This is a genomic window from Mesorhizobium sp. P2_D6, from assembly GCF_056404315.1.
On record NZ_JBFUEG010000014.1, the window covers coordinates 83118 to 95701 of the forward strand.

The window sequence follows — 12584 nt, forward strand, 5'->3', positions numbered from 1 at the left end:
AGGCTTGTGGTGTTCTGGAGAGAGGCAATTTAGATGCTTGTTGATCGCTCAAGGAACGATCGGTTCGTTGTTTCTCGACGGCGCACGGGTCTCGGTGATTGCCTGTGGTCTCTCGCGTCGGCTTGGGACTACGCACATCGGACGGGACGAGCTTTAGCAATAGATTGGCGCGGCTCTTGTTACCTTGACAACCCGTTTGCGAATGCCTTTCCAGCTTTCTTCAAGCCAATTGAGGATATCGGTGGTGTACGGGTCATTTGCGATGACCAGATCAATCACGTCTCATTCCCTGGTCCCTTCTTCCCGTCGTGGTGGAACAAGCCATCCATCGACTGCGTGTACCGTCCGGATGAACAGATTTTCCAAGAACGTGACGAGCTTAACGATCTTTTCCAGGCCCAAGATGATTGTGAAGCCAACACGGTAGTGTGTGATGCTTGCTTGATGTGGCGCTGCGATGAAAAGGCCGAGCGAACCATATTTAGGAGCATCACACCGAGGGTCGAAATTGAGGATCGCATTGAAGCGCTCTACCAGGAACATTTTGACGGGCACAGCATAATTGGAGTCCATGTCCGCCACGGCAACGGCGAAGATATTATGGATCACGCACCTTACTGGGCTGATCCGAAGGTTGCCTTAGAGCAGGTATGCACTGCCATTCGTATGGCCAAGGCGCAACCGCATTCAAGACCTGTAAGGGTGTTCTTGTGTACAGACAGCGCCAAGGTTGTTGATCACCTGTCGGGCGTATTTCCCGAACTTTTCACCGTCCCAAAACGCTTCCAGGCGGATCAGGCCGGCCCCTTACACAGTGCAGCACTGGGCACCGACGGGGGATTTTCCGCGCTCGTTGAGATGTATCTCCTCGGTCGATGCGACACTGTTATTCGCTTTCCTCCGACTAGCGCCTTCACCCGCTACGCCCGCCTCTTCGTGCCACGAATTGTCGAATTCGATTTGAATGACCCGCGTCGTTTGATCTTGATCGACAACACTTTCGAACGTTCCCCGGCTCCATGAAAGGCTGGCATCCCGATCGAACTCTCCCTTGCCTTCGCGCAGAGGCCCCCGTTCGCCCTGCCCAATACGCCCCTTTCTCGCCACGCAATCCCGCCGCAGGCGAGCGTTTTCATGGGCGCGTCAAAATCAAAAGGATTCAAGCTTGTCAAAGAGAAAAGTAGCTTTAATCACCGGGGTTACGGGGCAAGACGGTTCCTACCTCGCAGAATTGCTTTTAGAAAAGGGCTATTCTGTGCATGGGATAAAGAGACGATCGTCTCTTTTTAATACGGGCCGTATAGACCATCTCTATCATGACCCTCATGAAAGTGGCGTTGATCTTACACTTCACCACGGGGACTTGACAGACTCGTCGAGCCTTACGCGCGTCATCCAACTGGTTCAGCCGGACGAAATTTACAATTTGGCAGCTCAGAGCCACGTTGCAGTCTCCTTTGAAGAACCAGAATACACCGCGAACTCCGATGCCTTGGGTGCGCTGCGTATCCTCGAGGCAATTCGGATCCTGGGGCTCGTCAAGCATACGCGCTACTACCAAGCCTCGACGTCTGAGCTCTACGGGCTGGTGCGGGAAACGCCACAGACCGAGACGACACCGTTCTACCCCCGGTCCCCCTACGCTGTTGCCAAATTGTATGCTCACTGGATGACCGTAAATTATCGAGAATCTTACAATTTGTATGCATGTAACGGCATTTTATTTAATCATGAGTCACCTGCGCGCGGAGAAACATTTGTAACTCGCAAAATCACGCGCGCCTTGACTCGGATTAAGCTTGGAATGCAGCGCACTCTATTCCTGGGCAACCTTAATGCGCGTCGCGATTGGGGGCACGCTCGAGACTACGTCCAGATGCAGTGGTTGATGCTGCAGCAGGAGCAACCTGAAGACTTTGTGATCGCTAGCGGTGAGCAACATTCGGTGCGCGAATTCGTCACCGTCGCGGCCGCTGAACTCGGCATCGATGTTCGTTGGGTGGGGGAAGGGGTCGACGAAGAGGGGTACGATGCAAAGACGGGAGCTCTGATCGTAAAAGTAGATCCCCGTTATTTTCGTCCTGCAGAAGTCGAGACACTTCTCGGCGATGCCCGCAAGGCGAAAGAAAAACTTGGGTGGGAGCCCAAAATCTCCTTCATCGAATTGGTTAGGGAGATGGTTCGCGAAGATTTGCGCATGGCAGAGCGTGAGGCAGTGCTGATGAAGCAGGGTTTTTATTCACACAGTCCACGAGAGTTATGCTGACAACGGCGGCGCCATGCTGGGTTGTTGTCAGTGCTATGGTGGCCTTCTTAAGGAGCGCCCAGAGCGCTAACAATGGAAAACAAAAAGATGAAGAAAGTCTATGTGGCAGGCCATCGCGGCCTTGTTGGATCCGCCACAATGAGAGCCCTCGAGGCGTTAGGATCCTATGAGATAATAACACGTACTCACGACGAACTGGATCTATTTGACCGGAGCGAGACGCGCAGGTTCTTCATGTCACAGCGGCCAGATTACGTCGTTATGTGCGCCGCAAAGGTTGGTGGTATACTGGCGAACGCTAGCTCCCCTGTCGATTTCCTTCATAACAACCTCGCGATTCAAGTCAGTGTTTTTGATGCCGCTTACGCTTCCGGCGTCGAACGGATGATTTTTCTTGGCTCCTCGTGTATCTATCCACGCGACTGTCCGCAGCCGATACGGGAGGAATACCTTCTCACCGGTCCGCTTGAAGCGACGAATCGTCCCTACGCTTTGGCAAAAATCGCAGGTGTCGAATCGTGCTGGTCTTTCAACCGGCAGTACAAGGCGCGCTATCTCGCGTTGATGCCGACCAATTTATATGGTCCCGGCGATAATTATCACCCCGAAAATTGTCACGTTCTGCCTGCTCTGATACGCCGCTTTCATCAAGCTAAAATGAACGGCGACTCCTCTGTAGGGGTCTGGGGATCCGGAAATCCTCGGCGAGAGTTTATGTATTCGTCGGATGTAGGCGATGCCATTGCGTTCCTGCTTGGCCTGCCAGATTCGGATTTTGACGCCTTGACAGCCCCCGACACTGCGCCCCTGATTAATGTTGGCGTTGGTGAGGACGTCACAATTCGCGATGTGGCGGAACTCGTCAAGGCGGCGGTCTGCTGGGAGGGCAATTTGGTGTTCGACACGACGAAGCCAGACGGTACTCCGCGCAAGCTACTTGACGTAACGCGCTTGCGTAACCTTGGCTGGAAAGCCAAAACGTCTCTTGGTGCCGGGTTGCAAGCGACGTATGAGGATTTTCTTCGCCTTCATGCGGCTTGATGTGGAAGCGCGCATCCAGGTTGGACTGCATGTCCGACCGGGTGCAAGCTCGCCCAGTCCGGCCAAACAGATGAGAGGGACGCATACATCCCGAGGCGGCCGCAATAGTGGCCTGTGCTGACGTTGCAGACCGGACCTCTCTGCGACCGGCGATGCAGAGGATCACCCAGAAGCTTGCCCAAGCCAAATGGGAAGGGGAAGGCCGCATAACCGGCCGCACCTGGAACGGCTGTGCGTGAGCGCCGTCAACTCAAGCCGCCAGTTAGAACTGCTCGACCTCGCGGGAGCCGCTGCTTACGAAGCTGGCATCGACAGGAAAGCCAACCAGGCCCGCATCATGCCTCGAGGCAGGCCTTATCCAAGGCGGTGCATGCGGAAATGGCGGGCGTCGACGTATGCTTTTCAACTCGCGCTTAGCCGCAGGCGGGATCGTGTCCCCCTGCGTGGTGGAGCTGGCGGCATTGGTCGCCGTGCTCTCCGGCATGGGCCGGGCTGATCGGATTGGTTCAGTCTGCGTTGTTAGCGCCGAACTCACTCGCCTCAAGGTCATGGCGCCACAAGCGCGGATTCGCGGCGCCGTGGTGCGGGCGTTTACAACTCATGCAGCAGCGGGTCTCGTTGATGGCGAAGCGGGCTGCCCTGAACCAATCGCTCGCGTCTGCGGCGCGCCAAGCTGTCGCGCAACGCGATCATCCTGACGCTCTGGGATGGCAGTGGCAGGTGACCGCCTATATGGCAGTGGCAGGTGACCGCCTATGCGGTGAGCACGCTTGGCCTTAGCTCGATTGGCATCGACCCCAACCGGCCCTGGTCATCGCGCCGTGCCACAGCTTTTACCGCCAAGTGAAGCCGATCAGCTGCGACCGCTCGCCGCGACAACCCTGGCGCCAGACTAGGCTCTGCTCGGCTGGTTCGAGCCCGTCGCCGCTGTGTTCATCCGCAGCATCGAATGCCATATCCGCTGCAGCCTCGAATGAAATAACCGTCGTAGCTTTTCAGAGTGCCTCTCGGAGTTGTTGAAAAACCCGGAAGTCAATTGCCCGTTTTACCTTTTCGGCAATGTTGAGGCGTCTGAGAATGGCTCAAACGATACCCCGTTTGGCTTCATGCAATGTCTCGCCCAGTCCGACGAGACGGGCTGCGGCCTGACCCGTCGGCATGTCAATGACCGTGATTGCGCTTGCCGCAAGGAAACGACGCTCGTTCTTGGTCAGCGTCGCTGTATCGATTGCCGCAAAATGTGGGCCATTGGAGCGCTTCATGATCTGCCGGGCATAGGTGCGCAGCATCTGATCGTTGAAGCGGCAGCCGATGAAGAAAAGACCACGGCTAGCTCGCCGTTCCTTCACCAGGTCAGGGATCGGCGTCTGGATGTCGATTTCGCTCAGCACTTCAACGTAGTCGGAATCTGCGACGAGGAAGTTTGCGGCCGGCCTGGCACCGCCATGAGGGGCGTAGAGAACCGTCTTCGCCGCCGGTGCGGATTCGAGTAATATCCCGGACAAATCGTAGGCTTTCGTCCAAATGTCACCGATCTCGTGCGCCCGTGTTACGCCCTGTATTTCGACGACGTCCGTTCGGCGGGTCTGTATTAGAGCCGCGCGCATGGCACCGTCGTACCAGCTGTCGACGATCACGGAGAGCGGCAGCGTTGCGAGCCAGGCATGCAAGATGGTCGGCACCACCGGGGCCGCGAATATTTCGGCCATCCAAACTTGAAGCGTCCGGCGGTGCCGGCGCTGTTCGATATACTGCGCTACCGACCACATGTTGGTGCGAATCTTCGAAGGGGCTGGCGTGCGCTTGTTGAGCGCTGCGGCAACGGCTTCGGGGGTATGCGGTACGGGCGGTCCCGCGGAGCGGATCTCAAGCAGACCCGGGCCGAGATAGGGAATGACCTGATCGGCCGCGAGCGCTTTCTTCAAAAGGTCAAGCTGCCTTTCGGCAAAACTGTCCCGAATGACGACGAGATGGCCCGAGGTCATTGTGTTCATGCTCGTATCCCTTTGCCGCTCTCTTTGTGTAAACCCGAAGGTCAGTCCTCGTCGGAAATCTTCCTTGCTTCGACGGTAATCGGCAAAGGCGTGTCCCACGGAAGGTCGGGCAGAACTAACCGCCAGCCGTTCTTCAGCGTCACAGCCCCGCCCCATAAGTGTTCGTTGTCGACCTTGATGATCGGCTCTTCGAGATCCTTTTTGGGAATATATGCCGATAAGCCAGCACCGGTCCTGCGGATCATTACCCTCATCGGGCCGTTCCTTTGTTAAAGCCGGCACCGATTTCGGCACTGGAAGGAGTCCGGGCCGTCTCAAGGCTCATGAGTTCACGCGCACGCATGCCGACGACGGTGCCGCGATCGACCCATTCGACCGCATAGATGTAGAACTGCTGGAGAAAGGTGCCGATGTCGCGCACATAGCCCTCGTCGCCTTTGCGCACCAGATTTTCACCGATCTCCTTGCCCGGATAGGTGCCGTCATTTTTTATGTGGTGTGTGGCGCGGACCCGCTCACCCGGCATGAATCGCGGGGGTGTACGGATTTCGATGTCCTGTTCGCGTCCGAGGCTCATGGCCGTTCCTTTCTCTCGGCTGCAGCTTTCCAACAGGAGGTCAATGGTCCTGCGGAGGCGCCTCGACCGTGTCGGTAGCCGAAATGGAGGTCAGGCAGGGACGCAAGTCTTCGACACCGGACATACCGAGGCGCATTGCTGCGTTTCGAAGGTCCCCTCGCATTCGGTGCACTTTTTCGGATCGATCACGTAGGTCTCGCCCTTGAACTTAATCGCGCCCGAAGGGCATTCAAACTCACAGGCACCGCACTGGGTGCATTGGGAAGCGATGATCTTAAAGGCCATTTTCAACTCCGGTTCGGTTAGAATGAGGCGGCTCAGGCCGTCGCAGCCAGTGGCTCACTCCCAAACTCGGCGGCGTAGAGCGCGCCGATCGCGGTCTCGATGTAGTCATACCCGTAAGCCTCCGTTGCTCGGATCCCACCTTCCTTGAGACGATCCTCGGGGCAATTTCCAATTCTCGCGCACAGCACGATGTCTACGCCTTCGAGCGTAGAGATGACGCCGTCGAGGCTCTTGTCCTCGGCCCGGCCGCCGAGGCAATACTGTTCGACCTTGCGATGACCGACGAAACTGATCCCTTTCGGCGAGGCCTCATAAACCTGGAATTCCTTCGCATGGCCGAAATGCTCGTTGATGCGGCCGCCACCCTTGGTCGCCACCGCTACCAGAAGCGATTTGCCGGAGCCTGCGGTCTTGACCATCCCGAGCGCCTCGCTCTTGGCCGCCAGGCGATCGCCCCGCTCGCGCGCGACCACTGCCCGATATGTCTCGCGCTTGCTGGCGTCGTACGTGACCTTGTCGGGAAGCCGGTCGAGCGTGAATTCCTGGCCACGATCCTCGCCGAGCAGGCCGACAGCATCGGCCCGGCACTGCCGGCAGTGGCGCATCAACTTGGCGCCGCCTTCGAGACGATCCTGAAGGGCCTTCAGCTCCATTGCCTTGGGGCCGCGCTGCCCACTCAGGCCGTAATGCGTACCGTGCGCCGGGTCGGAAATCAGCGGCATGACATTGTGCAGGAACGCGCCGCGCTCCTTGACCCATTTATTCACCTCGATCAGGTGCTCATCGTTTACGCCGGGGATCATTACCGAATTGATCTTGGTGAGGATGCCGCGCGCCGTCAGCATCTCCAGCCCCGACATCTGTCGTTCGTGCAGGATCGTGGCTGCCTCAACGCCGGTATAACGGCGGTTGTCATAGAAGATCCACGGATAGATCTTGGCACCGATCCGCGGGTCGACCATGTTGATGGTGATCGTCACGTGATCGACATTCATTTCGGCAAGCTCGGCGACGCGGTCTGGCAGCGCGAGCCCGTTGGTTGAGATGCACAGCTTGATGTCGGCGATTTCCTTGGCGACCCGTTGGAATGTCGCCTTTGTGTTCTTCCAGTCGTAACAGGCATCGCCCGGTCCGGCGATGCCAAGCACGGAAAGCTGCGGCACTTCGTTGGCAACCCCGATCACCTTGCGCAGCGCCTGGTCGGGCGTCAGCCTTTCCGAAACGACCCCAGGCCGGCTTTCGTTGGCGCAGTCATATTTGCGATTGCAGTAGTTGCATTGAATATTGCAGGCTGGGGCGACCGCCACATGCATGCGCGCGAAATAGTGGTGCGCTTCCTCTGAAAAGCAGGGATGATCCTTGATCTTCTCCCAGACGGCCGAGTCCATCTCGTGCGGCTTCGCGGAGGAGCCGCAGGATGAAGATGCGCAGCCACCGGATTTCGCTCTCGCCGGCGACTGATCGAAGACTGTCGTGCCGGAAAGGCCCTGTAGCGAAATCATCGGTGCGGACATGGAGCGGCTCCGTGCGTGGTGTGAACATCGCACTTCAGAGCGCAAGAGATATGCCAACTCCAAAAGCGGTCTTATCCGTCATGTTGGCTTTTACGTCGGCCTTTTGTGTCCAATTGTGTCCGTTTCCTGCGACACGGTTTTGTCAGGTCGCCGACAACGGTCAAAAGCAACGCGAAAAGTGCCGTCTTGTCTCAGTTACGCCCGGTGCGGGCAGCAACCGCGCCCCCACGTTTGATGTCATCAGGGACGTTTAGAACTTCTTCACTCCGATACGATGCCGGCGCAAAGCATAGCCGACCTGCCGCGGCGTGAGACCAAGAACACGAGCCGCCTTGGCCTGAACCCAGCCGGCTTTCTCCATCGCATCAATCAGCCGGTCGCGTTCCGTCAGACGCGGGTTCATTGCAGGGCAAACGGGATGGTGGGGGTCGCAGGTCTCGCCGGGCGATGCCTCATTCTGTGAGGGGCCGACTCGCATGGCAGGCAGCGGCGATCCAACCGGCATCATATTGCCACGTGCGAACTCGTCGACGGCATAGGCGCCGTGCGAACGGCCGACTCCTTTCCACAGAAGCGAAGACAGGCACTGGCTGTTCTTGCAGGCGAAATCCGACGCAGTTATTGTCGTTGAACGCGCAAGTGTGGCCGTCCGTCTCACACAATTCTCCAACTCACGCACGTTGCCAGGGAAATAGCATTGCGACATCAGGTCAAGCGCCGACGGCGTGAAGCCAAGATCGCGATGGTTCTCCTTGTTGAATCGGTCGAGGAGAGCGTTCGCAAGGCGTGGAATATCGCCCGGTCGTTCTCTGAGGGGAGGCAGGACTATTGGCACCACATTGATGCGGTAATAAAGGTCGGCCCTGAACTCTCCATTCCGGACAGCCGTCTCGAGGTCCTTGTTGGTGGCGCATATGAGCCGCACGTCAACTTTTAGGGTCCTGGTGCCGCCCACTCGCTCCAGTTCTCCTTCCTGCAAGACGCGCAATAGCTTGGCTTGAAAGGCAGGCGAAATCTCGCCGATTTCATCAAGCAGCAGGGTTCCGCCATTTGCCAATTCGAACCGGCCAGCGCGCTGCAGGATAGCCCCGGTGAAGGCGCCCTTCTCGTGGCCAAAGAGCTCCGATTCCAAAACGCTTTCGGGCAGTGCGGCGCAGTTCAATTTGACGAAGGATTTCTCCCTCCGATGTGAAAGCTTATGGATGGCCTGTGCAAAGAACTCCTTGCCGGTACCGCTTTCGCCTCGCAGAAGCACGGTGGAATTGGTCCTGGCCACGACCGAGACGATCTCCAGCACTTGCTTGAGTGCGGGACTTTCTCCGATGATTCCGTCGATCTTGACATGCGGATGTCGGGCCGCATGGGTCCTGTCCTCGTCGAGCGATTGCTCTGGTCTCGGTTGCTTCTCGATAAGTCGCTGACCAGCTGTGCTCAAAATGCGATGCAGGCGAATGGTCCGGCCGACCAGATTGGCGACCATGGCCAGGAAACGTAAGTCCTCCTCGTAACGGAACCTGGTGGTACCGTTCCTGACCCGGTCGATCGACAGGGTCCCGAAGATCTTTTCCTCAGCCTTTAGCGGGACACCGATAAACGCAGTTGCGATCGTGCCGCTGGTCGATTGAGGATCAGCCTGAAACAGCTCCGACGTGCTTGTGTCTTGTATGACGATCGGCACTCCAGTAGCGACGATTTTGTCTATTACGGGCTGGGGTATGACACTGCCGATGGCTGACTGAGGCACAGCGCCGCCGGTAGTTGCGCTAATCTGCGGCTCTCCTTCAGCGTCCAGGACGACGATTGCGCCATGACGCATTTGCACAAACGAGGAGAGGATATTCGCGACATTGGCAAGCGTAATCTCCAGCCGGGTCGGGGCAGTCAGAATCTTCGATATCTCGTAGATTCCCCTGAGCAAGCTGTCCGCATTGCGCGCCGCTTCGACCGCAGGTTCAGGCGGGGTGTTCCGAGATACAATTTCACCGACCTGATCTGGAAGCATGTGAGCCATGCAAACACCTCAAGGGTTGTCCAAGGTGCTCCTCCCAAGCCCTTTTTTGTATTTCGAGTTCCAGAAACATAGTATTTTCAGCTTTTCGGGCAATTGTGAACAATATTGACGGTCTTGACCGCAATTGCGAGCCTCTCGTTTCTCACTCTTTGCGGCAGTTATCCAAACTTGAAGAGAACGCCAAAGCCGCCGCGCGGGTAATTCCATACGATCTCACCGCTGGCCTCGCACAGCACGCGACAGGTGCCGCATTCCATGCAGCCGTCGGAAGTCGTCTCCACCTGTCCCTTGTCGTTCAACTCATAGCACTTAGCCGGGCAGATGTGTGTCAGCGCGAGCAGGTTCGCGCTCGGCCTCTCGTGCGGTCGCACTTTGATATGCGGGCGGCCCGGATCGACCAGATAGCGGTTCTGATAAAGCTTCTCCTCGACACGTAACTTCGTCACGGCCATCGTCATCCTGTTTCTCCTTCAGCGCCACGCGAGTGCCAGGCGGACCACATCGCTGATCAGCCCCCAGCGCGAACGCGCCTTGATGAAGGCAGCAGTGGTCGCCTTTTCCTTCTCGATTTTCGGGGTGCCGTCGACCCGCATGAAGTTCTGCGCGGCCTGCGACATCAACTGCGGGTAAGTCATGAAGAAATTGCGGGAATTGGTGTGTATCAGGGCCGGCATGTCCTTATATTTCATCAGGTCTTTGACTACGAAGGACTTGTCCAGCATGGTCTTGTAGAGGGCGAGGTTCCTCCTGATCATCGGCTGGTTGCGGCCCTTGATCTCAATGATTGCCTCGCCCGCGATGCGGCCGGAAGTCATGGCGAGGTTCGAACCCTCGCGGTGGATAGCGTTGTTCAGTTGGGCGGCATCACCGACCGCCACCCAACCGTCGCCGAAGAGCTGCGGAATTGCCTTGTAGCCACCTTCGGGAATGAGATGCGCGGAATACTCCTTGACTTCCGAGCCCGCGATCAGCGGCCGGATCGAAGGATGGTTTTTGAAGGCGTCGAGGAGGACGTAAGGGCTCTCCATTGTCTGGGCGAAATCGGAGACGAGGCAGCCGATGCCGAGAGAGATCGACTCCTTGTTGGTGTAGAGGAAGGCCAGTCCGGCCATGCTGCGGGAAATCGTGCCCGCCGCTTCGATCACGCAGCCTTCGTCGCCCTGGAGGCCGAACCGCTGCTCAATGACCTCATCGGGTAGGAAATGCATTTCCTTGACAGCGAGCGCCACGCTTTCTGGCTTCGGCATCTTACGCAGGCCGGCCCGTGTACCGAGCAGTCCGTTGACACCTTCTGCGAGCACGACGACGTCCGCGTAGATCGGCCCGCCAGCCCGGTCGGTGCGCACGCCGATCACCTTGCCGCTGGCACTGCGGACAAGTTCGGTCACCGTCGTCTCGCACAGCACCGTCGCGCCGGCTTGGCGCACCTTGCGCGAAAACCACTTGTCGAATTGGGCGCGGATGATCGTGTAGCGATTGGGCTTCGCCTCGTTGAAATCGTCCGATCGATACTGCATCCCGGTGTGGGAGGTGTCGTCCATCACCCAGAATCGCTGCTCGACCAGATGCCGCTCGAGAGGCGCATCATCCCGGAAATCCGGAATGATTTGCTCCAACATGTCGGCGTACATGATGGCGCCCTGGACATTCTTGGAGCCCGGATACTCGCCGCGCTCCAACTGCAGCACCGTCAGGCCCTGGCTTGCCATGGTGTAGGCGGCCGCGTTTCCGGACATACCGGCCCCGACGACGATGGCGTCGAATTCTTGCTCGATCATGGCCCTCTCCCTTAGCTCGCAAGCTTGTCGTGGCTGTGCGGCGACAGCCGCCGGGTGAAAGCTTCCGTCAATGCCGGCAGGAAACGGATTGCGTCGGTGACGATGCCGAGATGGGCAAATTCGAAGATCGGGGCGTTCGGGTCGGTGTTGATGGCCACGATCAAATCAGCCCCCTCCACGCCAACCCGATGCTGAATGGCGCCGGAAATCCCGGCCGCTATGTAAAGCTTTGGCCGGATGGTCTTGCCCGTTTGGCCAACCTGCCGATCGGCAGGCATCCAGCCCTTCTGGACCAACGGGCGCGAACAGCCATATTCGGCGCCGATTGCCCGCGCTAGATTCTTCACAAGCTGCAAATTCTCCGCTGAGCCGAGACCGAGGCCTCCGGCAACCACGATGTCGGCGTAGGCGAGATTTGCCTTTGCCGATTGGCGATCGAGGTTGAAGCCAAGGACTTTGGTGATGATCTCTTCCTCGGTCATTGACAGCTTGTGCCGGATGACACGCCCGACCGGCTTGTCCGTCCGCGGTGGCATGGCCATAACCCTCGGTCGTACCGTGGCCATCTGCGGCCGGTAGTTGAGCGTATAGATCGTGCATAGCAAGGAACCGCCGAAAGTCGGACGGGTCGCGGCGAGCGAACCGTCGACATCTACATCGAGTTCGGTACAGTCGGCAGTGAGCCCTGTCAGCAAGGTCGTCGCTACTGAGCCAGCGAGATCCCTGCCGAGCGTGGTCGCACCGAGAAGCAGGATCTCCGGTTTGTGGGTATTGACCAGATCCGTCATCGCCTTGGTGAAAGGCTCGTTGCGATAGTCGGCAAGCAGCGGTGCCTCGACGAGGTAGACAAGGTCGGCGCCGTAAGCAAAGGCCTCGGCAACGGCATGCTGCGTGGCCTCGCCCGGCGGTCCGAGCACGATCCCCGCAAGCTGGATGCCTAGCTTGTCGGCGAGCTTGCGGCCTTCGCCAAGCAGTTCGAAGGACACGGGATGGACCTCGCCGCGTTCCAGTTCGATGAAAACCCAGACGTGCCGATAGTCCCTAAAGTGCTCAGGCAATTCCCTCTTGATGCCGGCACGGCCGGCGGAAGGAGGGGCTTCGCGGTTCGCGTTCGACAT

The 12584-nt window shown here is 58.1% G+C and carries 12 protein-coding genes; 3 read left to right on the top strand and 9 right to left on the bottom strand.

Annotation, left to right across the window (positions count from 1 at the left end; genetic code table 11):
- Positions 1 to 33 precede the first annotated feature (33 nt).
- The 3 genes from AC1D1L_RS25010 to AC1D1L_RS25020 all read left to right on the top strand — a co-directional run bounded on the left by AC1D1L_RS25010 (position 34) and on the right by AC1D1L_RS25020 (position 3307).
- The gene (locus AC1D1L_RS25010) at positions 34 to 1023 is read left to right on the top strand and encodes a nodulation protein NodZ (RefSeq protein ID WP_096453585.1); all 990 of its coding nucleotides are present in this window, start codon (positions 34 to 36) and stop codon (positions 1021 to 1023) included.
- A gap of 142 nt (positions 1024 to 1165) precedes the next feature.
- On the top strand, positions 1166 to 2266 hold the full coding sequence (gene gmd / locus AC1D1L_RS25015; protein ID WP_477344074.1) for a GDP-mannose 4,6-dehydratase: 1101 nt from the start codon (positions 1166 to 1168) through the stop codon (positions 2264 to 2266).
- 72 nt (positions 2267 to 2338) lie between these two features.
- Positions 2339 to 3307 (top strand): GDP-L-fucose synthase family protein, encoded by a 969-nt coding sequence (locus AC1D1L_RS25020; RefSeq protein WP_477344075.1) that lies wholly within the window; start codon positions 2339 to 2341, stop codon positions 3305 to 3307.
- Between the two features lie 1082 nt (positions 3308 to 4389).
- Here the strand turns inward: AC1D1L_RS25020 and AC1D1L_RS25025 are convergent.
- The 9 genes from AC1D1L_RS25025 to AC1D1L_RS25065 form a co-directional block, all read right to left on the bottom strand.
- On the bottom strand, positions 4390 to 5301 hold the full coding sequence (locus AC1D1L_RS25025) for an SIR2 family NAD-dependent protein deacylase (RefSeq protein WP_006333887.1): 912 nt from the start codon (positions 5299 to 5301) through the stop codon (positions 4390 to 4392).
- Positions 5302 to 5342: 41 nt separating this feature from the next.
- Positions 5343 to 5555 carry a putative nitrogen fixation protein NifT gene (gene nifT, locus AC1D1L_RS25030; RefSeq protein WP_069091042.1) on the bottom strand — a complete coding sequence of 71 codons (213 nt, stop codon included), beginning with the start codon at positions 5553 to 5555 and terminating at the stop codon, positions 5343 to 5345.
- Positions 5552 to 5878, bottom strand: coding sequence for a nitrogen fixation protein NifZ (locus AC1D1L_RS25035; protein WP_172352487.1), 327 nt, complete (start codon positions 5876 to 5878; stop codon positions 5552 to 5554). The genes nifT and AC1D1L_RS25035 overlap by 4 nt, the downstream gene beginning before the upstream one ends.
- A gap of 90 nt (positions 5879 to 5968) precedes the next feature.
- Positions 5969 to 6163, bottom strand: a complete 195-nt coding sequence (locus tag AC1D1L_RS25040; RefSeq protein ID WP_010913566.1) for a 4Fe-4S binding protein — start codon at positions 6161 to 6163, stop codon at positions 5969 to 5971.
- 32 nt (positions 6164 to 6195) lie between these two features.
- Positions 6196 to 7677 (bottom strand): nitrogenase cofactor biosynthesis protein NifB, encoded by a 1482-nt coding sequence (gene nifB / locus AC1D1L_RS25045; RefSeq protein WP_107652841.1) that lies wholly within the window; start codon positions 7675 to 7677, stop codon positions 6196 to 6198.
- A gap of 250 nt (positions 7678 to 7927) precedes the next feature.
- Positions 7928 to 9688: a nif-specific transcriptional activator NifA gene (gene nifA, locus AC1D1L_RS25050; protein ID WP_477344076.1), complete on the bottom strand. Its 1761-nt coding sequence runs from the start codon at positions 9686 to 9688 to the stop codon at positions 7928 to 7930.
- A 158-nt stretch (positions 9689 to 9846) separates the two neighbouring features.
- Positions 9847 to 10146 carry a ferredoxin family protein gene (locus AC1D1L_RS25055; RefSeq protein WP_006333856.1) on the bottom strand — a complete coding sequence of 100 codons (300 nt, stop codon included), beginning with the start codon at positions 10144 to 10146 and terminating at the stop codon, positions 9847 to 9849.
- A gap of 12 nt (positions 10147 to 10158) precedes the next feature.
- A complete protein-coding gene (locus AC1D1L_RS25060) occupies positions 10159 to 11466 on the bottom strand; it encodes an FAD-dependent oxidoreductase (RefSeq protein ID WP_477344077.1) in 1308 nt (435 codons plus the stop codon).
- Positions 11467 to 11477: 11 nt separating this feature from the next.
- Positions 11478 to 12584: an electron transfer flavoprotein subunit alpha/FixB family protein gene (locus AC1D1L_RS25065; protein WP_006333854.1), complete on the bottom strand. Its 1107-nt coding sequence runs from the start codon at positions 12582 to 12584 to the stop codon at positions 11478 to 11480.